This window comes from Proteus sp. PR00224, from assembly GCF_016238105.1.
GTDB lineage: Bacteria > Pseudomonadota > Gammaproteobacteria > Enterobacterales > Enterobacteriaceae > Proteus.
Window position 1 is genome coordinate 228,628 of sequence record NZ_JAEHQU010000006.1, and the last position, 24,867, is coordinate 253,494.

A 24,867-nucleotide genomic window follows, 5' to 3' on the forward strand; every position below is an offset into this window, starting at 1 on the left:
AAAACGGATAGGTTCCCTTTTGATACAGCGTGCTTAAAAATCCTATCTTTACCTATTAACTTCCTGAGAACACGGTAAGTTAATATGGAGTAGATTATAATAAATGAGAAAATAATGCATTGATCTTAACCACTATCATCAAGCAGATATTGTTTTTAACACAATTAGTGCATTAAGTCTCGTTTTACGCAGTCAGCATAATAAACCTATTTGCTAATTGCTAGTTGAATTATGAGAATGTACTCTTTTAGTTTCTGTCATCTTTAGGGGAAAATAAATGGAAGCGAGAGTTAAGTGGGTAGAAGATTTATCTTTTGTCGGTGAGTCTTCTTCTGGCCATCAAATCATGATGGATGGAAATTCAGGTGATAAAGCACCAAGCCCAATGGAAATGGTATTAATTGCTGCGGGTGGGTGTAGCGCTATTGATGTTGTGAGCATTTTACGTAAAGGTCGTCACCAAGTGACTGATTGTGAAGTGAAATTAACATCAGAAAGACGCGAAGAAGCCCCTCGTCTATTTACTGATATTAATTTACATTTTATTGTTTCAGGTAAAGAATTAACGGATAAAATCGTAGAACGAGCTGTTCAATTATCCGCAGAAAAATATTGTTCTGTTTCTTTAATGCTAGGAAAAGCAGCCAATATTACGCATTCATTTGAAATAAAAGATGCTGACTAATTTTGATATTTTAAAATAAAGTTTAATTCGAAAAATAATATCCCTTAATTAATGGGATATTATTTTTATAGAGATAAATTTTATTTTGGTTAACTTATCTTTTCGCCATTTAATAATTTTTTGACTAATGGCGCCATAATTAATTCCATCGCTAATCCTAATTTCCCGCCCGGTACAACAATAGTATTTATTGTTGACATAAATGAGCCATGCAACATCGCAAGCAAATAGGGAAAATCAATATCGGTTAAGCCTCGAAAACGAATAACAATAAAGCTTTCATCGAGAGTGGGGATTGCTTTGGCAGAAAAAGGGTTTGAAGTATCAACCGTTGGAACTCGTTGGAAGTTAATGTGAGTGCGTGAGAATTGAGGAATAATATAGCTAATATAATCATCCATTGAACGTACAACCGAATCTCTTACCGCCTCTTGTGAGTGTCCTCTTTCTGTGGTGTCTCGAATAAGCTTTTGTATCCACTCTAGGTTTACGATAGGGACAACACCCACTAGTAAATCAACATGTTGTGCGACATTGTGCTCATTGGTGACAACGCCCCCATGTAACCCTTCATAAAAGAGAACATCGGTATTATTTGGCAAAGGCTCCCAAGGTGTAAATGTACCCGGTAATTGGTTGTAGGGAGTGGCTTCATCATAAGAGTGTAGATACTTGCGAGATTGACCTTGTCCTGTATCACTATACTGACTTAAGGTCTTACTCAGTAAGCTAAAATCATTTGCTTCAGGGCCAAAATAACTGATATGTCTACCTTGTTCTCTGGCTTTTCTTATCGCCATATCCATTTCAGGACGGGTATAGCGATGGAAACTATCTCCATCAATCAATGCAGCATTTGTATTGAGTTGTTGGAATATCTTACGAAAAGCTTGGCTTGTTGTGGTAGTTCCTGCACCACTTGAGCCAGTCACTGCGATGATAGGATGCTTGATTGACATAGGTTATCCTTTTGCTAAATAAGGTTGGCCCTTATTGACGGCGATACATCGCTTGCTTTGAATAACTAACCAGAGCGAAACTGCGATGCCGGCATAATATTGACGCTCTCATGAAGTTCTGACCAAACCAATACGGCTTCACCGGATTTAAGTTGTTTTTTTACGTCGGCGACTTTTTGTTCAAGCGTTTTCTCTTGGATACCATAATCAGTGCCTTCTCGTAAAACAAAACTTTCAATAAGATTATCAAGTGTCTCTGTAGAAAGCTCATTCCAAGGAATTATCATTTGGTTTTCTCCAAATAAGCGGATAACCAGTCAGGTATTCGGCTTTCAAGCCACATCACGGGTTTAGAAAGTTTTCCACTTACAAAACCGACATGCCCACCAAACTCGGTGAGTTGATATTCAATGTTATTTGGTAAGGTTGTGATATCAGGAATAACATCCGCAGACATAAAAGGATCATCTTTCGCGTGAATAATCAGTGTTGTTTTCTTTATTTTATTTAATAAAGGTAATGCACTGCATTGGCGATAATAATCTAACGCATCTTTAAACCCGTGAATTTTAGACGTGATAAGATCGTCAAATTGACGTAGTTTTTTAATGGATTTTATCGTCAATAAGCTGATTGGTAATGATTCAGGATAGCGAATAAGCTTGCGTGTCGCGTTATTTTTCAGCTCTTTTAACAGATACCATTGATAAAAACGAGAAAAGCCATGTTCAATTTTTGTTGAGCATGGTTCTAGCATCAATGGTGCAGAGACAATAACGGCAGCATCTACAACCGCATTTTCACCGCTTTCTGCGAGATAATAGGCAAGCATATTTCCACCAAGAGAGTAGCCAACGGCGGCTGTTGGTTGCTCACCAAATTCCTTTTTCAACCAATTTAAGAAGTAGCGAGCATCTTCCGTTTCACCTGAGTGATAAATGCGCTTTTGTCTATTGGGTTCACCACTACATCCTCTAAAGTGCATCACAACGCTTAGCCAGCCTCTCTCTTTTGCTGCGGCCAACATGCCGTGAGCATAAGGGCTACTAAATCCACCTTCTAAGCCATGAAAAATGACTAAGCGCGGTTTATTGAGTGCCGTTGTCGGATCTTCACTCCACGCTAAATCGACAAAATCGTTGTCTGGGAGATTGAGTCGTTGCCAATGTGGCGTAAGTTGTGGCGTCCTACGTACAATTCTTGGTAAGAGCGTTTGTAAATGTGGATTTTTAGCCCAACGCATTGGATTAAAGTATTGAGACATATTTTCCGTCTATCAAAATGAATTAACACTTGTTTGCTAAATAACATACTGCTATTTTCGGTGAAAATAAAACATCTGTCACATCTTTGAGCACTTATAATGACAATTAGTCTGATTTCATCGTTAGCTATTTTCCTATTTATTGCTGCTATCACGCCTGGACCCAACAACTTATTGCTTACTTCATCAGGTGCTAATGTAGGTTTTAAAAGCTCATTAAAGCTGATGGCTGGCATTATGCTAGGTATGCAATGTGTTTTGCTGAGTTCTGCATTTGGTGTTGCCGCATTATTGATAATTTATCCTGCACTGCATATTGGATTGAAGGTAGTCGGGAGTGCGTATCTGCTTTGGCTTGCTTGGAAAACAGCAACATCATCTTATCAGCGTTTAGATATTCCAGCAAAAACGCCCCAAGCAGTAAGCTGGTTTCAAGGCGGATTATTGCAATTTCTAAATCCAAAAGCGTGGATGATGGGATTAGGTGCAGTAGGAAGCTTCAGTTTATCGGGCGATGCTTATTTTAGCTCTGTTATTGCTATTAGTATTGTTATGGTTATTGTTAATTTCGTTGCCGGTATTGTTTGGATATTAGGCGGAACATTAATTAGTCTATTTTTACAAAGCAGACAGTCTTGGTTTATTTTTAATATCTCGATGGGATTATTAACGGCACTTTGTGTACCTTTGATTTGGATAGGGTAAATTAAAAAACATTTACAAATCAATAGATAATTTAACTTTCTTGATTAAAGTGATGTTTTTTTAAGTTTGGTTGAAATGATCTTTCTGAATGTGTATCAAAAAAAGAGCATTAATCTATCAAAAGAGAGATCTGCGATCATCTGCCATCTTTATTATGTATGTTACAGTGTCAATCATATAAAAGGCTTATTGGTTTTGGGGTTTTACTCTTTTTAATATCCGTCTTTTTATTTAAATATGTTGTTTAACCTATTTTTATATCATTAAAAATAAAAATAATTCCGCTATGAAGGAATTATTTATTCCTTATTACTGTTTGTAATTAAAGGTTTTTTATTGTGTTAATGTTTTTAAAATGTGTTTTATATTGTCATTTAGTTAATTATTATGTTTAAAAACGCAATTTTGCTGAATATAAGTATATTCAGTTTATATCGTGTTGTTGACTAAGAAGAATAAATTATTATTTAAAATTGGAAAAAATTAAATTAAGTATTATAAAATATAGAGGTTAATGTGTGAGAGATTGAATAAAAAGAGTCAATATAACGTTATTATAAGAACAAGTATTTCGATAATAATATTACTTTTTTTATGATTTATTGTATCTCATATTTTGTTTCTAATTGATTTTATTCTAAAAACTTAATTACTTTAGGTATTAAACGTTTTATCAAAATTATTCCATATATAACTATATTGTACTCGAAGTGGATATTGTCATTATGCCAACATTAACGAAAATTGCGTGGATCAAGCCTGGTATGGCGACAAATCAACGTAAAATAGCGGATTATATTTTAGAGAACCCAGAAAAAACGGTCACTCTTTCATCACAGCAACTTGCTGAAACAATGGGTGTGAGTCAATCAGCTATTGTTAAATTTAGCCAAAAAATTGGATTCAAAGGTTTTCCTTCTTTGAAGCTTGCAATTAGCGAAGATCTTGGGCGAAAAAATGCAAATACTGGGCAGGATCCTAGCATATTACATAATCAGATTGGCTCTGAAGATAGCTTAGTTGTAATAGCTCAAAAACTTGCTCAAGAGAAGAATAATTCTATCAGTGATACCACTCGCCAAATTAATTACCTTCATTTTGAAAAGGTGATCCAGCTTATTGATGAAGCTCAGCGAGTTCAGATTATTGGTATTGGTGGTTCAGGGTTAGTCGCAAGAGACTTAAGTTATAAATTACAGAAAATAGGAATAACCACTCTGATTGAAACAGATCATCATGTTCAGATATCTGTTGCTCAAATGTTAAGTTCAAAGGATTTACAGATAGTTATTTCTTATAGTGGCAAAAGAAAAGATATGTTAGTTGCGGCCTCTGTGGCTAAAAAACAGGGAGCAAAAATCATTGCTATTACAGGAGAAAAACACTCTCCATTAGGAAGAATTTCTGATTATATATTAGAAACAATTGCGGATGAAGGTGAGTGGCGAAGCGCTTCAATCTCTTCACGTACAGCACAAAATACGATCACTGACCTTATTTTTATGGCGTTATTAAAGAAACGTGATGAGTGTGCGAAGACATTAGTGCTAAGTTCACAGGCATTAATTAATAGCCTTGATAATTAAAAATTTTGAACTGATTCAAAAAACTAATATTTAAATGTAGGTATTTACACTTATTACTAAAGTTATTCTCCTAACGGCCGAAACGATAGTTATTTAGGCAGTCTTTTTTTGTTGAGATATTTTAATTTCAATGTCGAGGAGAGTAACTAATGCGTAACAATCAACCGGTGACACAGCGAGAATACCCGGTATCTGAAAACGCAACACTGATGTCGACGACAGATCTTGATGGCAATATTATTTATGCCAACGAGGATTTCGTCGAAGCCAGTGGGTTTTCAGTCGAAGAGTTGGTGGGGAAACCCCATAATATTGTCCGGCATCCAGATATACCTTCAGAAGTCTTTAAGGATATGTGGAGAACTTTAAAGCAAGGCGAGGTTTGGACTGGGATCGTTAAAAATCGGCGTAAAAATGGGGATCACTATTGGGTAAGGGCAAACGTCACTCCCATTATACGTCAGGGTAAAATTCAAAGTTTTATGTCAGTAAGGACGGCGGCAAAAAAAGAGGAAATAGCACAAGCCTCAGCACTTTATGCCGCATTTAATCAAGGTAAATATCCTTCACACACGTTTTTAAAAGGCGCTTTTGTTTATAAAGGATGGCAACGTTGGCGCTCATGGAATCAAACAATTTCATTAAAAAAACGACTCCGTCTTTTTATCCTCTTACCCTTACCTTTTATGTTGTTAAGTGCATGGTTTGCAGGCTTATCAGGTAATGCGCTTTTTATTCATATCGCGATTTTGCTGATATTACTGATGGTTAATGAACGCGTTCTCTATTTTCAAATTGTTAAGCCAATTAGACTACTTAATGAGCAAGCGAATCGAGTTGCAACTGGCGATGAACATAATGTTACATATATAAATCGCATCGATGAAGTCGGCATGACACAGCGTTCAGTTAATCAATTAGGACGTATGTTCCGTTGGCTGGTTAGTGATGTGAGTCATCAAATTCATCAAGTCGATATCTCTTGTGATCAATTAGCCGCAGGTAATCGCGATCTGTATGTGAGAACAGAGCAAACCGCCAGCAATGTTGAAGCAACCGCTTCAACAATGAATGAATTAACCACGGCGGTAAGCAGTAATAGTGAAACGGCAGGGCAGGCAAACAATCTTTCTAATATCACTTGTGAGGCAGCGATAAAAGGAGGTAGTGCAATGGATAATATCGTTACTACAATGAATGATATTGCGAAAAGCTCTGATCGTATTAGTAATATCATTGGTGTTATTGATAGCATTGCCTTCCAAACGAATATCCTTGCACTTAATGCATCTGTAGAAGCGGCAAGAGCGGGTGAGCAAGGTCGAGGTTTCTCGGTAGTGGCAACAGAAGTAAGAGAATTGGCACAACGTAGTGCCGAAGCAGCGAAAGAGATCAAAGCATTGATCAATGCCTCAAGTAGCAATATCAAAGTTGGTTCAAAGCAGGTCAATGAAACTGTCGGAACAATGGAAGATATTGTGGTACATGTTAAAAATGTGACCGATTTAATTGGTGAAATCAGTCTCGCATCCACAGAGCAAAGTGCAGGTTTAAAAGAGCTTGGTCGCGCTGTTGAAAAATTGGAATCGATTACGCATGAAAATGCGAATTATGTTTCGAAAGCTTCAATGATTTCAGGTGAAATGAAAGTACAAACTAACTACTTAGTTAGTGCAATCAATGTATTCCATTAATTTGTCATTATTTAAGAAGTAAAAGAAAAAGACACCTACTAAAAATAGGTGTCTTTGTGTTTATCTAAATCACGTTTTTATCATGATCAAATCAATGGATTAAAAGCTTGTCCAATCATCATCTTCATCGTTATTTACAGTTGCGGTTCCTTTTGCCGATTTTTTCTCTTTCACTTCATCTTTGACTGTATTTTTTATCTTCTCATTTTTTGTATGTAGTGATGTTTCAGACGAGAACGGTTTTTCTATGACTTTGTGTTGTGCCTTTTTATTGAACTGTTCACTTTCAGCCGTTTTAAACTGTTCAACGATTTGTTCAAGATTACCTGCTTCTTCAGTCAATAAGCTGGCAACAGAGGAAGATTGCTCAACCATCGCCGCATTTTGCTGTGTTGCCTTATCCATTTCAGTGACTGCAAGAGAGACTTGAGTAATGCCTCGAGTTTGTTCTTCTGATGCAGATAAAATTTCAGTCATTGAATCTTCAACATGTTTTACGGATGTCAGTATTTCGCACATAGAAATACTGACTTGCTCAACAAGATCATTACCATGACGAACACGGCTAATAGAGGCATCAATTAACTCTTTAATTTCCTTTGCAGCTTCGGCACTGCGTTGTGCTAATTCTCTTACTTCTGTTGCCACTACCGAGAAACCCCGACCTTGTTCACCTGCTCTGGCGGCTTCAACCGCAGCATTTAATGATAAGATATTGGTTTGAAAAGCGATGCTATTGATAACAGCAGTGATCTCACCAATTTTTTGTGAGCTATCAGCAATGTCAGTCATCGTTTTCACCATTCTATTGGTGACATCGCCCCCTTTACTGGCAATATTGGAAGTTTGGCTGATAAGGTGTGAAACTTCACGAGCACTTTCTGTATTATTTCTCACTGTTGCTGTGAGTTGTTCCATACTTGATGCTGTTTCTTCTAATGCGCTCGCTTGCTCTTCGGTACGACAAGAAAGATCGGTATTCCCTGCGGATAACTCTTGAACACCAGTATAAATATGATGACTTGTTCCTCGGATCGCATTCACAATTAATGACAGTTCGGTACGCATATATTGAATACCTGTAATTAATTGGTCGATTTCATTATTTCCTTTTGCGGTGACATCTTTATTTTCTAATAAATTTCCTTGTGAAATTTCCGACATATAATCGACAATTTGATTGATACGTAAAACAATATTTCGACGTATCCAAAGTACAACAAGGACAGTGAAAAGAATAAAAACAAACATAAAGACAAAAGCTAACACCAAGGTACGTTCATAATTACCTTGAGCTGCTTTTATTGCGTGAGTAACAACGTTATCACTGAGGTAATCTGTTGCTTCATAAAGGGATTGAGTGAAGCGTTCATTGGTATTATGTGCATAAAGAGATTGAAAACCGTAGTAATCGCGTATCTCTAGACATGATGCAAGTTGGTCAAGATCGTAAAGCACACGATTAAAGAGCTTTTTCATACTCTCTATTTTTTCGGGATCAAAGTTAGCTTCTTCAGTAGCAGTGAAGTACTCGGTAATAATACGTATAACTTCTTGTTTTCTTTTTGGATAAGAGGAAAGAAAGTCAGAGATTTTATTTTCTGCAATATCGGGTGTGAGATGAGCGTCAAACATAACATTTAGCATATCTTCACGTAATTTATTTAACTCAGCATAACCATAATCCATCGTTTTTATCTGTTCAAAGCCATTTGCTAATTGTGAGATCCGCTTATTTGTTAAACTCGCGTCACGGATACTCATTGCACCAGAAAAAAGTTGAATGGCGCAAAACAGTATTAAGATAAACATTAAACCATTAGATATTTTTATTCGTTTCAGCATAGCCTTACCTATTTAATTGGTTTGTAGGACACACAGCAAGGAGCGATAACTATTTATCAATTAAACTTATTCGGCTCAATGTTTAAAAACTTTACCTTTTCTACTCTGTTTGATAGTAAAAACGACTTATATTTCTTTTTTTAGCTTTAATTGTCAGCTAATGGCTAAAATTTTCTAATGATTAATAGAAAAGACTATAAGTATATTAACTTACTTATTTTTTGTGTTAATTGTTAAAATATAAATATTAATAATGATTTATTAAGCATTAAAATGATAATAAGCAGTATTTTATTTTTATTTATCTTTTTGTCTTATGATAAGCACAATAAAATTATCGCTTTCATAAATACTCTTAATATTTCTTAAAAAATGCTTTTATTTCGTATGAAAAACGATCTGTTTTTTTGTGTTTATGTGCGGTGAGATCAGAAATACTCCCAGAAAAATGACTGGGAGTAGGGGAGGGTGAGGTTTTGTTATATGTTCTGGACTATTTTTTACACCGCTATCTCTCTCGATGTTGGGTGAGAAAGATAATTAAAAGCTTTCCCAATTATCGTCTGTTTCGTGATTATTGGTTTTGATTGTGGGGGTTTTAAGTGTTTCAGTGTCTTGCGATTTAGCTGAAAATGCGGGCAATTTAGCTTTAGCGGGTGCGACTTTTTCGTGTTCCACTTTAAATGTATTCACAATCGTATCCAACATACTTGCTTGTTCACTTAATGTGGCGGAAGCAGCCGTTGATTGTTCAACCATCGCCGCATTTTGCTGGGTTGCTTTATCCATCTCATTAACAGCAAGGCTGATTTGTGCAATACCACGCGTTTGCTCTTCTGATGCAGATAAAATTTCCTTCATCGAACCTGAAACATGATTAACAGATGTAACAATCTCCCCCATTGATAAACTAACTTGTTCGACGAGATCATTACCTTGTCTAACACGTAATATTGTCGATTCAATAAGCTCTTTGATCTCTTTCGCCGCTTCTGCACTGCGCTGTGCTAAGTTGCGAACTTCACTGGCAACAACAGAGAAACCACGACCTTGTTCGCCCGCTCTTGCCGCTTCAACAGCAGCGTTAAGGGCTAATATATTGGTTTGGAAAGCAATATCATCAATAACCGCAGTGATTTCACCAATTTTTTGTGAGCGATCGGCAATGTCGGTCATTGTCATAACCATCTTATTACTATGCTCACCGCCTTGTACGGCAATATCAGCAGTGCTCATAACGAGCTCTGTTACTTCACGAGCGCTTTCCGTGTTATTACGAATAGTTGCGGTCATTTGCTCCATGCTGGATGCCGTTTCTTCTAATGCGCTGGCTTGCTCTTCAGTTCGGCTTGATAAGTCATTATTACCCGCAGCAATCTCTTGTACGCCAGTGTAAATAGTTGCACTAGTATTGCGAATAGAGCTTACCATCTCTTTTAATTGAGCACGCATTTGCTGTAAGCCAAGCATGAGCTGATCGATTTCAGTCTTACCTGAAATATCGCTATCAATGCGACTGACTAAATCACCTTTAGCAATCGTTTCTTGATAGGTGATCATTTGGTTAATGCGCACAATAATGTATTTGCGGATCCAAATAAGAACTAAGGTGGTAAAGATGAGGAAGATACCCATAAAGAGTGATGCTACCCACAACATGCTGTGGTAATTATCTTCTGCTTCAATGACTGAAGGGTTAACAACTTCATCGGTAATAAAGTCTGTGGCTTCATACAGGGAATTCGTGAAGTTAGTGTTTGCTGGGCTTTTTAAAATTAAACGAACCGCGTTAGTGTTACGTTCACTTAAATACTGCGCCAGTAAATCAAGATCAGCTCGGCTTTTTTGATAGAGCTGTTTGATTTGCGCCATACGTTGCTGATCGAAACCTGTTTGCGCAGATAGCTCAACATATTCATTCATCAATGCATCAACTTGCGCTTTACGTGCAGGCATAGTTTGCATAAATGCAGTGATATTCGCATCCTCGGCTTGAGGGTTTGAAATATAACTAAATGCTTGTGCAATAATATCAGTACGTAATGTATTCAACTCCGCATAGGTATTATCCATGGTACGTAGTTGATCGAAACTGTATGAAATTCTTTTAAGAGTATTTTGAGTCTGGTAGGCATCGTGAATGCTTTGTACTCCAGAAATGATCTGAATAATACAAAACAGAGTCAGGACACACATTAAACCTTGAGAGATTTTAATTCGTTTTAACATAACCCTACCTATTAGCTTTGCCTTTTCGTTGGTAAGTGGGAGGTCCACTTAGCAGAATGATTAATTCGGCTGGAATGTTAAAAACTTTAGCGTGAAAGAATTTATTTCCCTTACTTAATATAAATAGGTAGAAAATAAACGTTAGATGATTATTTTGATTGGGTTATTTTTAGATAGAGTGAGATTATGTTTTGTGTAAATCGTGCTATTGTAAAATGATATAAATACTGTAAGTGAAATGAATTGTATAAATTTTCAGAATGAATTGAAGAGCAAAAAGAAAGGAACTATTTCGCTTAAAATAGTTCCTTTTTTAATGAATCGGGTTGTATTACTGGGCTTCAAATGTGTTTGTCATTTCTTCCAGTGTTTCTTGTAACTCCATCCACTCCATTTCCACTTCTTCTAGTGCAGATTTCGCAACACCTTGTCGGCTTAAGCAATCAGAAAGCTCATTTTTACGGCTAGTATCATAAATACCACTATCAGAAAGAGCAGTTTCGATATCACTAAGTTCTTGGCTTAATTTATCCATCTTGCTTTCTAATGTTGTGAGTTTCTTGCGTAAAGGCTGGGTTTGTTGTCTAAACTCAGCTTCTTTACGTTTTTGCTCTTTTTTATCTTGAGCACTTAAATTGGTGGTTGTCGTAGTATTGTCGTTATCTTGTTGGCTTTTATTTGCCTGTGTCTCTTGACGATTTTGATCAACTAACCATTGTTGGTAATCATCAAGATCGCCATCAAATGGTTCAACTTGACCATCGTGTACAAGATAGAGATCGTCAGTGGTAGAGCGTAATAAATGCCTATCATGCGATACAACAACAATTGCCCCTTCAAAGCTAATTAGAGCTTGGGTTAGTGCTTGGCGCATATCTAAATCAAGGTGGTTTGTTGGTTCATCCATTAATAGCAAGTTAGGACGTTGCCAAACTAAGAGTGATAAGACTAAACGTGCCTTTTCACCGCCAGAAAATTGACCACAAGCATCCGTGACTTTATCGCCATGAAAACCGAAACCGCCCAAGTAATCACGTAGTTTTTGTTCAGTTTCTTTGGGCGCCAAACGAGCTAAATGCTGTAGTGCCGATTCATCAGAGCGTAAAAACTCCAATTGATGCTGGGCAAAATAACCAAGTTTAATGCCTTTAGAAAGAGCCAATTTCCCCTGTAACGGTTGAATTTCGCCTGCAAGTAATTTTATCAGTGTCGATTTACCTGCACCATTGCGCCCTAATAATCCAATGCGTGAGCCGGGAACTAAATTGAGTTTGATGTCATTAAGAATAACTTTTTCACCATAACCCGCGCTGACTTTCTCCATTGATAAAAGAGGATTAGGTAAGCTTTCAGGTTGGCGGAAACTAAATTGGAATGGGTTATCTGAATGTGCAGGAGCAACGCGTTCCATTCGTTCAAGCATTTTTACACGGCTTTGAGCTTGTTTTGCTTTTGTCGCTTTCGCTTTAAATCTATCTATAAAACTCTGTAAGTGTGCAATTTTGGCTTGTTGATTCTCAAACAAAGCTTGTTGTTGCGCGAGTTTGGTTGCACGCTGCATTTCAAATGAAGAGTAGTTACCTGAATATTCAAAGATTCTTTCTTGCTCAATATGCAAGATTTTATCCACGATCGGATCAAGAAAATCACGGTCATGGGAAATTAAAATAAGTGTGCCTGTGTAGCTTTTTAGCCATTTTTCTAGCCAAATTACAGCATCTAAATCTAAGTGGTTGGTAGGTTCATCGAGTAGCAGTAAATCAGATCGACAAATCAGCGCTTGTGCTAAGTTTAAACGCATCCTCCAGCCACCTGAAAATGATTTTACAGGTTCATTAAGTTGCTGTTGGCTAAAACCTAAACCATTCAGTAAGGTCGCTGCACGAGATTGTATTGTCCATGCATTAATTGCATCTAATTGCCCGTGTATCAGTGCAATAGCGTGACCATCGTTTATTTCGTTAGCTTTTTGTAATCGTTGTTCTAACTGACGGTATTCTCTATCACCATCAATAACATAATCAATAGCTGGTACATCAAGTGCAGGTGTTTCTTGGTTAACCCATGCCATTGACCATGTACTAGGATAGGTGACATTGCCTGCTTCAGCTTGAAGTTCACCTTTTAATAAAGAAAGTAATGTGGTTTTGCCACAGCCATTTTTACCAACTAGACCAATTTTTTGCCCTGGATTAATGGTTGCACTGGCATTGTCCAGTAACACTCTGACACCACGGCGAATTTGCAAAGAAGAAAAAACAATCATAAATATCGTCTATTAAGAGTATGTAAATTAATATATAGAGTAAGTTGTTCGTAACTGTTGGTCACAATGCGTGCATGGTAACGGAAAAAATGGTTTCTGACACGTTTTGTAAGGAGGAATGATGTCAAACGCATCAAATGTATTACTGGTGTATGTTCATCCCGAACCGCGCCAATCAATCGCCAATAAAGCGTTATTAAATGCGGTGAGGGATTTAGAGAATATAACTATCCATGATTTATATGCTATTTATCCTGATTTTTTTATTGATATACACCATGAACAATCTTTGCTGTGTAAACATCAAGTGATCGTTTTTCAATTTCCATTGCAAACATATAGTTGCCCTGCGTTATTAAAAGAGTGGCAAGATAGAGTGTTAACTCGCCCATTTGCTAACAAAGCAGGTAGAGCACAATTAAAGGGTAAGTCATTTCGTTGTGTTATTACAACGGGAGAGCCTGAGCAGGCTTATCAACATGATGGGAAAAATCACTACACACTCACAGAATTATTACGCCCCTTTGAATTAATGGCAGAAATGTGTGGTATGCGCTGGTTATCACCAATGATTGTGTATTCAGCAAGACAACAATCTAAAACAACACTGACTCATATCAGTGAAGCTTATCGCCATTGGTTAAGTGCGCCACTTGAAGGGGAGCAAGCTTAATGGAAGATAATTGGATGATTAAAGCTGTGCTCTTTTTCCTGTGTGCGGCCGTGGTTATGGTGCCTATTGCACAGCGCCTTAAAATTGGTGCGGTACTCGGTTATTTAATTGCTGGTATTGCCATTGGTCCTTGGGGTTTAGGGCTGTTTAAAGATGTCGATAACATCTTACATTTTGCTGAATTAGGTGTGGTCTTTTTAATGTTCCTTATTGGTTTGGAATTAAATCCAGCCAAATTATGGGAATTGAGGCGTGCCATTTTTGGTGTTGGTTCAATGCAGGTGGTATTAACCGCCTCTATTTTTTCAGGACTCATTCTCGTTTTCACTTCTTTCTCGTGGCAGGCAGCCGTTATTGGTGGATTAGGTATTGCGATGTCTTCTACTGCGATGGCATTGCAACTTATGAACGAGAAAGGAATGAACCATAATGAAGGTGGGCAATTAGGTTTTGCTGTTTTACTTTTCCAAGATATGGCGGTTATTCCTATCCTTGCCGTTATTCCTTTGTTAGCCGGAGAAACGGCAAGCAGTGATTGGTATCGTATTGGCGTGAAGGTGGCTGCTTTTGCTGGGTTACTGATTTGTGGTCGTTATTTATTACGCCCATTCTTACGCTTAGTTGTGAAATCAGGCGTAAGAGAAGTTTTTACAGCTGCTGCGTTACTTGTGGTATTGGGTGCTGCTATTTTTATGGAAACCCTAGGCTTTTCAATGGCTATGGGAACCTTTATTGCGGGAGTGTTATTGGCAGATTCAGAATATCGACATGAATTAGAGATCTCCATTGAACCTTTTAAAGGTCTACTTTTAGGACTCTTTTTTATCTCTGTTGGTATGTCTTTAGATATCGGCATCTTATGGCGTTATCTTCCACAAGTATTATTGGGCGTCTTAGTTCTGGTTATTGTGAAAGCGTTGATACTTTATAGTATTGCTTGGTTAGCTAGATTGCGTTTTTCCACGCGTTTACAATTCTCAGCGGTGTTAAGCCAAGGTGGGGAATTTGCGTTTGTTGTTTTCTCAACATCTATGGCAATGGGCGTATTAGATAGTCAGCAAATGGCGTTGTTGTTGGTTGTTGTCACACTTTCTATGATGACAACACCTCTTGTGATGCAAATGACAGACGCTGTGTTTGCTCGTCGTTATAATGAAGCTAAAACGGACGAACAGCCCTTTGTTGAAAATAACCACCCAGAGGTCATTCTTGTTGGATTTGGTCGAATGGGGCAGGTTGTAGGGCGCTTATTAATGGCGAATAAGATTAATGTCACGGTATTAGAGCATGATGTCGGAAGCATAAGCACCATGCGTAAATATGGCTATAAAGTTTATTACGGTGATGCAACTGATCTCAATCTATTGCGCGCTGCTGGAGCTGAGCATGCTAAAACTATTGTTATCACCTGCAATGAGCCCGAAGCTACGATGGAAATCGTTCATCTTTGCCAACACCATTTTCCTAATTTGCATATTATTGCAAGGGCAAGAGGGCGTGTTGAAGCTCATGAGTTGCTCAAAGCGGGTGTGACAGATTTTAGTCGTGAAACATTTTCTAGCGCCTTAGAATTAGGACGTAAAACGTTAATTGAATTAGGCATGCATCCTCATCAAGCTTATCGGGCACAACAGCATTTCCGTCGTCTGGATATTAACTTATTGAGAAAGCTGGTGGATGAATCTCCTGAAGAAGTCTCTAACGTTTCACGAGTGAAAGAAGCGAGACGAGAACTTGAGGAGCTCTTTAGTGAAGAAATTCGTCAAGAGCACCATCAGCCTGATATTTGGGATGAATCTTTAACAGAAGATATTCCTCAAATGCATAAAGAAAAAAAATCTATTGATAAATAGGAGAATTGACCCCATGTCTGCAACCCGTAAACGCTTTATCGCAGGAGCCGTGTGTCCACACTGTAAAGCTCAAGATACACTCAAAATGTGGCGTGAAGATAAAGTGGATATTGTGGAATGTGCAAAATGTGGCCACCAGCAACGGCAAACAGAGGGTGAAGTTAACTCACTTGTTCGTGAAAATGAACAAGTCATTGGGATCTTTACACCACAATAATTGTAGGTTTTTTGATATAACCCGATACAGAAGATTTATTTTTCGTTACAATCGGGAAAATTTTGCCCACGGGTATGTAGGAGATGTCATGAAAGTAGCAAACGACTTGGTAGTTAGTCTGGCTTATCAAGTAAGATCAGAAGACGGTGTTTTAGTTGATGAGTCCACGGTGAGCGCACCGTTAGACTATCTGCATGGCCGTGGTTCTTTAATCAGTGGTTTAGAAAATGCATTAACAGGTCGCGAAGTCGGTGAAAAATTCGACGTAGAAGTTGCTTCTGATGATGCATATGGTCAATACGACGAAAACTTAGTTCAACGCGTACCGAAAGATGTTTTTGTGGGTGTTGATGAGTTAGAAGTTGGTATGCGTTTTCTTGCTGATACCGATCAAGGTCCAGTACCAGTAGAAATCACAGGTATTGAAGGTGACGAAGTTATCGTTGATGGTAACCACATGTTAGCAGGTCAAAACCTGAAGTTTCATGTTGAAATCGTTGCAATTCGTGAAGCGACTGAAGAAGAATTAGCTCACGGTCACGTACACGGTGAAGAAGAGCACGAATGTTGTGGTGGCCACGGTCACGGTGAAGAAGGCGGATGCTGTGGCGGTGGTCACGGTCATGGTCATTCACACGGTGAAGAAGGTGGATGCTGCGGTGGTGGCGGTCATGGTCACGGTGGTCACGGTCACGGCAATGGCGGTTGTGGTTGCCAGCACTAATCTTTTTTTGAAAAGATCAAAAGGAGCGTTTAAGCGCTCCTTTTTTGTTTTCATTTTTGATATTAACAGCGAATGGCGACTTAATAGTGAGGTGGGGGCGTTTCATCCTCGGGTCTAGCAAGTATTGAGGTTTGAGAATTTTTTAGGCGCTCAGAAACAATTTTTAAGGCTTCTTTAAAGCGGCTGATTTCAATTTGCTGCTGTGTGACCACCTGATTTAATTCTTCAATAGTCGCGTCTTGGAAAGCAACTTTGCTTTCTAATTGAATGAGCAATCGCTCTACTTCCTTAATATCCATTGTGTTTTTCCTCCTTTAAAATGTCTTATTACGACGAATATGATTAACAAACTCGTAAAATTTAATCTTATTTACTGATATATACACAGGAAGACATAAATCTGGTTTGAGATAAAAGACTATTTTGCTAATGTGATAGCACTCTGTGCTGACAAAAATCCTAACATTAACTGTTAAGAGTGTCGGCAAATTTTTTAAATTCATATAAAATTGCTACCCGCGGATGAGTATATACCGCAACGACAGCAAGAAGTGATGCAAAATGTTTTGGCGAAGATCTATGATGATCGTTTGCAAAACGTAGCGACTCACTAACATATACTGGAGAATGGGATGAAATCTTTATTAAAAACGACGTTGCTGGCAACCAGTTTAGCTTTCGCATTCAGTGCGCCTCATGCATTCGCTGAAGAAGCAGCAGCTAAAGTGCCAACACTAAATAGCGCATTTAAAACTCAAAATGAGCAAAATGCCTATGCGTTAGGCGCGTCGATGGGTCGCTATATGGAAGCTGCATTACAAGAACAAAAAAATATTGGTATTACTTTAGATTCTAAACAACTGTTAGCAGGTGTTCAGGATGCATTTAATAGTAAATCAAAATTATCAGACTCTGAAATTGAATTAACGTTAGCTGCTTTTGAAGATCAAGTCCGTACTGCTGCAACAGCAAAAATGGAAAAAGAAGCGACTGAGAATAAAACTGCGGGTGATAAATTCCGTACAGAGTTTGCTGCGGAAAAAGGTGTGGTAAAAACCAAATCAGGTTTACTGTATTTAGTTGAAAATCCTGGTAAAGGTAAGACACCAACAGATGCTGATCGCGTTACTGTAAACTACAAAGGCATGCTGATTGATGGTAAACAATTTGATAGCTCTTATGATCGTAACGAACCTCTGACAATTAGCCTGAAAAGCGTTATTCCTGGCTGGACTGAAGGTATGAAGTACATCAAAGAAGGCGGTAAAATCAAGTTAGTTATTCCACCAGAATTAGGCTACGGACAACGTGCAACAAGTGGTATTCCAGCTAACTCAACATTAGTCTTTGAAGTTGAATTACTGAGTGTTGAAAGCGATAAGTAATTTACTTATCTCTAAATATCACTAAAAAAATGCTGACATTGATGTCAGCATTTTTATTTCTAATGTATAGCTCACCACTTATTAATGCATAGTGCGCATAGTGAACATAGAGTTAGTCTACTGTCTCTTCTATAATAATGGTTTTGGGCTTTTTAAAAACAAACAGTAAGCCCACAATGATTGCACCCATTCCCGCTAAACTCAGCCAAGACATTTTATTACCTAAGAAGATGTAATCCATCAATGCTGTCACGCCAGGGACTAAATAAAATAAGCTCGTGACGTTAACTAAATTACCTGTTGTGAGTAAGCGGTATAGTAGTAGTTGAGCAACAACAGAAATAATCACGGCAAGCCAAAGCACAGGAATGACAAAGCCAATGTCGAATGAGGCGTGAAAAGGCTGGAATGGCACAAATAACAAGCACAATACAAGGCTAACAACATATTGTAGCGGTAGGGCATCCATTGGTGCTAATTGCAGTTTTTTCTGTGAGATTGCACCGAAGCTCATACAAAGTAGTGCAACTAACGCGTAAATCATTCCCGTTAATGAAAGGGCTGTATTAAATAGACTTTGGGCAACCACTAACACTAATCCTGCCAGGGCGATTAAAAGCCCTAATAGCCGTGTCGCGGTAAAATTACGTTCTATTATCCATAGTGTAATAATCGGCTGAACGCCCATAATTGTGGCTAACATTCCTGGTGTAATGCTATTAGCGAGTGCTAAAAGATAACAGATGGAATAACCACCAATAATCAATAAGCCGACCCATGCCGTTTTTAAACGACTTCCTTTTGGTGGCAAAAAGCGATGGCGTTGAATACACAAAAAAGAGAGAAATGCTAAAGCGATAATAAAGCGCCAAGTTAAAATAGCAAATGAGCTACCATTATCTAATCCCCAGCGAGAAAAAATAGCACCACTGCTCCATAATAAAACGAATAATGTCGTCGGGCCGAATTTTGCCCAATATTGACCTAAGTACATGATGATATACCTGTAAAACAAGCAATAAGAGAGCTTGATTATTTTTAATGATTATTAGCGAATTGATAAAGTATCAATGAATAAACGTAAATAACATATCATTATATAGATGTTGGTTAAGTAGGTTCTTAAGCTAAGCAAGTTAATCAAGCGATGTGAGTTGCAACAACAACCGTTGTATTGACTACAACCACTTTCACAGGCGGAGGTGGTGAAGCGAGGATCTCAATAGGTATAGAAGCAACAGAAATTAATCCTATTATTGATGAAGTTTGCTGAGATTGGCATATCATCAGTATATTCATGGGATTAATCACTCGTTAAAATAACAATGATTTGGAATATAGGTAATCTATTCAATAGTGTCAATTTTTATCCTAACCACACCTAAGAAGGGAAGTTTGCAAAAATAAAAGGTGGGAATGAGTACAAAATATAAAGAAAAATGAAAAAAGCTGTGACCTATCACAAAGCTCTTATTCTAAGTCACTTGACGTAGATCTTCTGGCGATCTAACGTCAGAATTGTTCTTAATTCTGTTTTTATATTTAAATTTTTTTAATATTGAATTGATCCGCAATGACGAATCGTTATAAAAAATAGAACCTCAAGTCATTATCATAATTAAAGCCTTTAAGGATTATATAATCAAATGTCTAGCCCGTTATTTAATGGTGACAGCAGCGAGTTTGAAAAACTAGATAGCCGACCTTTTACTCAAACTGATCACGAAGTACTAAAGTCCTATGAAGCTGCCGTGGATGGTTTGGCAATGCTCATCGGCAATCATTGCGAAATCGTATTGCACTCTCTGGAAGATTTGAAATGTTCAGCGGTTAAAATCGCGAATGGAGAACATACTGGTCGTAAGATTGGTTCTCCAATTACCGATTTGGCATTACAAATGTTACATGACATCACAGATGAAGATTCAAGTTTTTCAAAGGCTTATTTTACTAGGGCAAAAAGTGGTGCATTGATGAAGTCAATCACGATTGCCATTCGTAATCGTGAACGTCGTGTCATTGGTTTATTGTGTATTAATATGAACCTTGATGTTCCATTCTCTGAAATAATCAAAACCTTTATTCCTGAAGAAACACATGAAGTTGCATCGGATGTTAACTTTGCCTCATCTGTTGATGATTTAGTGGCTCAAACATTAGAGTTCACGATTGAAGAAGTAAATAATGATCGTGAAGTCGCGAATAATGCCAAGAATAAACAAGTCGTGTTAAGCCTTTATGAGAAAGGTATTTTTGATATTAAAGATGCCATTAATCAGGTTGCAGACCGCTTAAATATCTCAAAACATACTGTGTATCTCTATATTCGCCAGTTTAAAAATGGAGAATAAGGCAACATTATGAGTTCCTTGACATATTGTTTAGTGGTTACAGGGCCTCATTACGGAACTGAACAAGCTTCAAGTGCCTATTTATTCGCCAATGCCCTTATTGAAAAAGGGCATCAGATTGCACAAATCTTCTTCTATCGGGAAGGTGTTGTGAACGCCAATAAATTGGTATCGCCTGCAAATGATGAATTTGATCTTCCTAAAGCGTGGGTTACCTTGGCGAAAAAACATCAAATCCCCTTGCATGTTTGTGTTGCTGCCGCATTACGTAGAGGAATTATCGATGAGCAGCAGGCCAAAGAGCAGGAAATGGATAGCTATAACATGGCGCCCGAATTTGAGTTAAGTGGTTTGGGTTCACTGGCTCAAGCGATGTTGACCTGTTCCCGAGTGGTGCAATTTTAATGAAGAAAATGAATTCGATCGCATTCCTTTTTACTCAAGCACCTCATGGTAATAGTGCAGGGCGAGAAGGTTTAGATGCATTACTCGCAACCTCTGCATTAACAGAAGATATTGGTGTTTTTTTTATCTCTGATGGTGTGTTTCAACTCGTTGAAAATCAACAGCCTGAAGGGATTTTGTCACGTCATCATGCTGCAACATTTAAAGTGCTACCCTTGTATGATGTGACAAACGTCTATATATCACAGAAAGACATGGCTCATCGTGGATTATCCTCTCAAACTTCTTTTGTGTTGGATGCACAGGTGATATCCCAACAAGATATTACTCAAAAATTGAGTGAATATGATGTGGTATTGCGCTTTTAATACAGAAGTTAGTCAGGAAGGTTGAACGGTTATGTTGTATACTTATTCTGTCTCTATTTATCAAAGTGATTTAGAGGCTTTTTTATCTTTATTGACAAAAGAAGATGATGTTTTGTTAATACAAGATGGTGTACTGGCAGTCCTTGAAGACAATCCCTTATTAAAACATTGTCTTCAACAGCAAATTTCAGTTTACGCATTAATTGAAGATGTTTTGGCAAGAGGCTTAAAAGATCAAGTATCTCATCATATTAAACTCATCAATTATAGTGATTTTGTCGATTTAACGGTAAAACACCCCCAACAAATTCATTGGGGAGCGTAGAATTGCTGTATAATTCTTGACACATGAGCCCGTCAGCAATAAAATTCTGCGTCCTCATGTTTTGTCTTGTTGACAAGACAGAGTTCAAATCCGTGTTTACGAAGCAAAAACCAGGAGCTTTTTTTAAATGGCAACTATTAATCAGCTGGTACGCAAATCTCGTAGCTCGAAAGTTGTTAAAAGCAACGTTCCAGCTCTGGAAGCTTGCCCGCAAAAACGTGGCGTATGTACTCGTGTATATACTACCACTCCAAAAAAACCAAACTCAGCACTGCGTAAAGTATGCCGTGTGCGTTTGACTAACGGTTTCGAAGTTTCTTCCTACATCGGTGGTGAAGGCCACAACTTGCAGGAGCACTCCGTAATCTTAATCCGTGGTGGTCGTGTTAAAGACTTACCAGGTGTGCGTTACCACACTGTTCGCGGCGCGCTGGACTGTTCTGGTGTTAAAGACCGTAAACAAGCTCGTTCTAAGTACGGTGTGAAGAAGCCAAAGGCTTAATGGTTCTCCGTTAAGTAAGGCCAAACATTTTTTCACAAATAATGTCAAAATAAACTCATTGAGTTTTGGACAACCCTGAATTTTAAACGGAGTATTTCCATGCCACGTCGTCGTGTAATTGGTCAACGTAAAATTCTGCCAGATCCTAAGTTCGGATCAGAACTGCTGGCTAAATTTGTAAACATTCTGATGGTAGACGGTAAAAAATCTACTGCAGAATCTATCGTATATAATGCGCTTGAGACCCTGGCTCAGCGTTCAGGCAAAACTGAACTGGAAGCGTTCGAAATCGCATTAGATAACGTACGTCCTACTGTGGAAGTTAAATCCCGCCGTGTTGGTGGTTCAACTTACCAAGTTCCAGTTGAAGTACGCCCAGTTCGTCGTAATGCATTAGCAATGCGTTGGATTGTTGAAGCTGCTCGTAAACGCGGTGATAAATCCATGGCTCTTCGCCTGGCAAATGAATTATCTGATGCGGCTGAAAACAAAGGCGCTGCTGTTAAGAAACGTGAAGACGTTCACCGTATGGCAGATGCAAACAAGGCGTTCGCACACTACCGTTGGTAATCCACGGAGTATTGCAACTCTTTTCAGGACAGCTCTGCTGTCCTTTACCTGAATTGAACGCCCACGAGAGAGGAAAAAATGGCTCGTCAAACCCCCATAGCACGCTACCGTAATATCGGTATCAGTGCGCACATCGATGCCGGTAAAACCACTACAAGTGAACGTATTCTGTTTTATACCGGTGTAAACCATAAAATTGGTGAAACTCACGAAGGTTCAGCAACAATGGACTGGATGGAGCAGGAGCAGGAACGTGGTATTACTATCACATCCGCAGCAACTACTGCATTCTGGTCTGGTATGGCTAAACAGTTCGAGCCTCACCGTGTAAACATCATCGACACCCCAGGTCACGTTGACTTCACAATCGAAGTAGAACGTTCTATGCGTGTTCTTGATGGCGCGGTTATGGTTTACTGTGCAGTTGGTGGTGTTCAGCCTCAGTCAGAAACAGTATGGCGCCAGGCTAACAAATATCATGTACCACGTATCGCGTTCGTTAACAAAATGGACCGTATGGGTGCAAACTTCCTGCGTGTTGTTGAACAAATCAAAACACGTCTGGCAGCAAACCCAGTTCCACTGCAAATCCCAGTAGGCGCTGAAGAAGATTTCACCGGTGTTGTTGACTTAATTAAAATGAAAGCAATCCGTTGGAATGAAGAAGACCAAGGTGTTACTTTCGAATACGAAGACATTCCTGCAAATCTGCAAGATTTAGCTGAAGAATGGCACAACAACCTGGTTGAATCTGCTGCTGAAGCATCAGAAGAACTGATGGACAAATATCTGGGCGGTGAAGAACTGACAGAAGCAGAAATTAAAGCTGCTCTGCGTAAACGCGTTCTAGATAACGAAATTATCCTGGTTACCTGTGGTTCTGCATTTAAGAACAAAGGTGTTCAGGCAATGCTGGATGCGGTAATTGAATACCTGCCAGCACCAACAGATGTACCTGCAATCAAGGGTATCTTACCAGACGGTAAAGATACTCCAGCAGAACGTCATTCAAGCGACGAAGAGCCATTCTCATCTCTGGCATTCAAAATCGCAACTGACCCATTTGTTGGTAACTTAACATTCTTCCGTGTGTACTCTGGTGTGATTAACTCAGGTGACACAGTTCTGAACCCGGTTAAAGACAAAAAAGAACGTTTTGGCCGTATTGTTCAGATGCATGCTAATAAGCGTGAAGAAATTAAAGAAGTTCGTGCGGGCGACATCGCTGCTGCTATCGGTCTGAAAGACGTAACTACTGGTGATACTCTGTGTGCGATTGATGCACCAATCATCTTAGAACGTATGGAATTCCCAGAGCCAGTAATCTCTGTTGCTATCGAACCTAAGACTAAAGTTGACCAAGAAAAAATGGGTATCGCTCTGAACCGTCTGGCTCAAGAAGATCCATCTTTCCGCGTATCAAGCGACGAAGAAACTGGTCAAACTATCATTGCTGGTATGGGTGAACTGCACTTAGACGTGTTAGTTGACCGTATGCGTCGTGAATTTAAAGTTGAAGCGAACGTAGGTAAACCACAGGTTGCTTACCGTGAAACTATTCGTGATACAGTAACTGATATCGAAGGTAAGCACGCGAAACAATCTGGTGGTCGTGGTCAGTATGGTCATGTTGTTATCGACCTGTCTCCATTACCAGCAGGTGGTGAAGAGAACTACGTATTTATCAACGATATCGTTGGTGGTGTAATTCCTAAAGAATTCATCCCAGCTGTTGATAAAGGTATTCAAGAACAGCTGAAATCTGGTCCATTAGCAGGTTACCCTGTTGTGGATATTCAGGCTCGTTTACATTATGGTTCTTACCATGATGTTGACTCCTCAGAAATCGCGTTTAAAATTGCCGCATCAATGGCATTTAAAGACGGCTTCATGAAAGCTAAGCCAATTCTGCTTGAGCCAGTCATGAAAGTTGAGATTGAAACGCCAGAAGATTACATGGGCGACGTTATCGGTGACTTAAACCGTCGTCGTGGTATGGTTGAAGGTATGGACGATCTGCCTACCGGTAAGATCATCCGTGCTCAAGTACCACTGGCTGAGATGTTCGGTTATGCAACTGACCTGCGTTCACAAACTCAGGGTCGTGCTTCTTACTCTATGGAGTTCTTGAAGTACAACGAAGCGCCTAGCAACGTCGCTCAGGCTATTATCGAAGCTCGTAAAGCGAAATAAGATCCTTTCGAGTTCAATTTAGTTTACGCTCCCTCTATTTGAGGGAGCGATATTAAGGAATATAGTCG

General features: G+C 38.7%; 25 protein-coding genes. 16 read left to right on the forward strand and 9 right to left on the reverse strand.

Translation table 11 applies throughout. The features are described 5' to 3' along the window. Positions 1-277 precede the first annotated feature (277 nt). Complete coding sequence (locus JEP71_RS12335) at positions 278-685, forward strand: OsmC family protein (protein ID WP_023583286.1); 408 nt, start codon at positions 278-280, stop codon at positions 683-685. An 89-nt stretch (positions 686-774) separates the two neighbouring features. Here the strand turns inward: JEP71_RS12335 and JEP71_RS12340 are convergent, their stop codons facing one another. From JEP71_RS12340 to JEP71_RS12350, 3 genes are all read right to left on the reverse strand, one after another. Next, complete coding sequence (locus tag JEP71_RS12340; RefSeq protein WP_198626319.1) at positions 775-1,644, reverse strand: phosphoribulokinase; 870 nt, start codon at positions 1,642-1,644, stop codon at positions 775-777. Between the two features lie 65 nt (positions 1,645-1,709). Next, complete coding sequence (locus JEP71_RS12345) at positions 1,710-1,931, reverse strand: YheU family protein (RefSeq protein WP_023583288.1); 222 nt, start codon at positions 1,929-1,931, stop codon at positions 1,710-1,712. Beyond that, positions 1,928-2,908, reverse strand: coding sequence for a hydrolase (locus JEP71_RS12350; RefSeq protein WP_109374240.1), 981 nt, complete (start codon positions 2,906-2,908; stop codon positions 1,928-1,930). Before JEP71_RS12350 ends, JEP71_RS12345 begins: the two co-directional genes overlap by 4 nt. Before the next feature lie 99 nt (positions 2,909-3,007). On the opposite strand from JEP71_RS12350, the gene JEP71_RS12355 reads away from it, so the two are divergent. From JEP71_RS12355 to JEP71_RS12365, 3 genes are all read left to right on the forward strand, one after another. Further along, positions 3,008-3,613: a LysE family translocator gene (locus JEP71_RS12355; protein ID WP_160230771.1), complete on the forward strand. Its 606-nt coding sequence runs from the start codon at positions 3,008-3,010 to the stop codon at positions 3,611-3,613. A 725-nt stretch (positions 3,614-4,338) separates the two neighbouring features. Then, positions 4,339-5,199 (forward strand): SIS domain-containing protein, encoded by an 861-nt coding sequence (locus JEP71_RS12360; RefSeq protein WP_109374242.1) that lies wholly within the window; start codon positions 4,339-4,341, stop codon positions 5,197-5,199. Between the two features lie 149 nt (positions 5,200-5,348). Beyond that, positions 5,349-6,893: a methyl-accepting chemotaxis protein gene (locus tag JEP71_RS12365; RefSeq protein WP_198626320.1), complete on the forward strand. Its 1,545-nt coding sequence runs from the start codon at positions 5,349-5,351 to the stop codon at positions 6,891-6,893. 99 nt (positions 6,894-6,992) lie between these two features. Here the strand turns inward: JEP71_RS12365 and JEP71_RS12370 are convergent, their stop codons facing one another. From JEP71_RS12370 to JEP71_RS12380, 3 genes are all read right to left on the reverse strand, one after another. Further along, complete coding sequence (locus JEP71_RS12370; RefSeq protein WP_198620042.1) at positions 6,993-8,738, reverse strand: methyl-accepting chemotaxis protein; 1,746 nt, start codon at positions 8,736-8,738, stop codon at positions 6,993-6,995. Positions 8,739-9,278: 540 nt separating this feature from the next. Then, a complete protein-coding gene (locus JEP71_RS12375; RefSeq protein WP_198620041.1) occupies positions 9,279-10,967 on the reverse strand; it encodes a methyl-accepting chemotaxis protein in 1,689 nt (562 codons plus the stop codon). 331 nt (positions 10,968-11,298) lie between these two features. Beyond that, entirely contained in the window at positions 11,299-13,233 is a 1,935-nt protein-coding gene (locus JEP71_RS12380) for an ABC transporter ATP-binding protein (RefSeq protein WP_196534030.1), read from the reverse strand. A 121-nt stretch (positions 13,234-13,354) separates the two neighbouring features. Between JEP71_RS12380 and kefG the strand changes: the two genes are divergently transcribed. From kefG to slyD, 4 genes are all read left to right on the forward strand, one after another. Continuing rightward, positions 13,355-13,906, forward strand: a complete 552-nt coding sequence (kefG, locus tag JEP71_RS12385) for a glutathione-regulated potassium-efflux system ancillary protein KefG (RefSeq protein WP_109374247.1) — start codon at positions 13,355-13,357, stop codon at positions 13,904-13,906. Beyond that, positions 13,906-15,759, forward strand: coding sequence for a glutathione-regulated potassium-efflux system protein KefB (gene kefB, locus JEP71_RS12390; protein ID WP_198620040.1), 1,854 nt, complete (start codon positions 13,906-13,908; stop codon positions 15,757-15,759). Before kefG ends, kefB begins: the two co-directional genes overlap by 1 nt. 13 nt (positions 15,760-15,772) lie before the next feature. Then, positions 15,773-15,976 carry a YheV family putative zinc ribbon protein gene (locus tag JEP71_RS12395; RefSeq protein ID WP_109374248.1) on the forward strand — a complete coding sequence of 68 codons (204 nt, stop codon included), beginning with the start codon at positions 15,773-15,775 and terminating at the stop codon, positions 15,974-15,976. A gap of 88 nt (positions 15,977-16,064) precedes the next feature. After that, positions 16,065-16,700, forward strand: coding sequence for a peptidylprolyl isomerase (slyD, locus tag JEP71_RS12400; RefSeq protein ID WP_109401561.1), 636 nt, complete (start codon positions 16,065-16,067; stop codon positions 16,698-16,700). An 80-nt stretch (positions 16,701-16,780) separates the two neighbouring features. Here the strand turns inward: slyD and JEP71_RS12405 are convergent, their stop codons facing one another. Then, on the reverse strand, positions 16,781-16,999 hold the full coding sequence (locus JEP71_RS12405) for a SlyX family protein (protein ID WP_023583298.1): 219 nt from the start codon (positions 16,997-16,999) through the stop codon (positions 16,781-16,783). 333 nt (positions 17,000-17,332) lie between these two features. Here JEP71_RS12405 and fkpA point away from each other — a divergent pair, with 333 nt between their 5' ends. Further along, positions 17,333-18,085 (forward strand): FKBP-type peptidyl-prolyl cis-trans isomerase, encoded by a 753-nt coding sequence (gene fkpA / locus JEP71_RS12410; protein WP_198626321.1) that lies wholly within the window; start codon positions 17,333-17,335, stop codon positions 18,083-18,085. 112 nt (positions 18,086-18,197) lie between these two features. Here fkpA and JEP71_RS12415 read toward each other — a convergent pair whose 3' ends face one another. After that, on the reverse strand, positions 18,198-19,079 hold the full coding sequence (locus JEP71_RS12415) for a DMT family transporter (RefSeq protein ID WP_198626322.1): 882 nt from the start codon (positions 19,077-19,079) through the stop codon (positions 18,198-18,200). Positions 19,080-19,225: 146 nt separating this feature from the next. After that, positions 19,226-19,384 carry a hypothetical protein gene (locus JEP71_RS12420; protein ID WP_198620037.1) on the reverse strand — a complete coding sequence of 53 codons (159 nt, stop codon included), beginning with the start codon at positions 19,382-19,384 and terminating at the stop codon, positions 19,226-19,228. A 347-nt stretch (positions 19,385-19,731) separates the two neighbouring features. Between JEP71_RS12420 and JEP71_RS12425 the strand changes: the two genes are divergently transcribed. From JEP71_RS12425 to fusA, 7 genes are all read left to right on the forward strand, one after another. Next, complete coding sequence (locus JEP71_RS12425; protein ID WP_069369616.1) at positions 19,732-20,436, forward strand: helix-turn-helix transcriptional regulator; 705 nt, start codon at positions 19,732-19,734, stop codon at positions 20,434-20,436. 9 nt (positions 20,437-20,445) lie between these two features. Continuing rightward, on the forward strand, positions 20,446-20,841 hold the full coding sequence (gene tusD, locus JEP71_RS12430; RefSeq protein WP_109374252.1) for a sulfurtransferase complex subunit TusD: 396 nt from the start codon (positions 20,446-20,448) through the stop codon (positions 20,839-20,841). Next, on the forward strand, positions 20,841-21,209 hold the full coding sequence (gene tusC, locus JEP71_RS12435; protein WP_198620036.1) for a sulfurtransferase complex subunit TusC: 369 nt from the start codon (positions 20,841-20,843) through the stop codon (positions 21,207-21,209). The genes tusD and tusC overlap by 1 nt, the downstream gene beginning before the upstream one ends. Before the next feature lie 31 nt (positions 21,210-21,240). Beyond that, complete coding sequence (gene tusB, locus JEP71_RS12440; RefSeq protein WP_198626323.1) at positions 21,241-21,534, forward strand: sulfurtransferase complex subunit TusB; 294 nt, start codon at positions 21,241-21,243, stop codon at positions 21,532-21,534. Between the two features lie 127 nt (positions 21,535-21,661). Next, positions 21,662-22,036 carry a 30S ribosomal protein S12 gene (gene rpsL, locus JEP71_RS12445; protein WP_004236497.1) on the forward strand — a complete coding sequence of 125 codons (375 nt, stop codon included), beginning with the start codon at positions 21,662-21,664 and terminating at the stop codon, positions 22,034-22,036. A gap of 99 nt (positions 22,037-22,135) precedes the next feature. Then, positions 22,136-22,606, forward strand: coding sequence for a 30S ribosomal protein S7 (gene rpsG / locus JEP71_RS12450; protein ID WP_004246897.1), 471 nt, complete (start codon positions 22,136-22,138; stop codon positions 22,604-22,606). A 78-nt stretch (positions 22,607-22,684) separates the two neighbouring features. Next, positions 22,685-24,799: an elongation factor G gene (fusA, locus tag JEP71_RS12455; protein WP_198620034.1), complete on the forward strand. Its 2,115-nt coding sequence runs from the start codon at positions 22,685-22,687 to the stop codon at positions 24,797-24,799. The last annotated feature ends 68 nt before the right edge of the window (positions 24,800-24,867 follow it).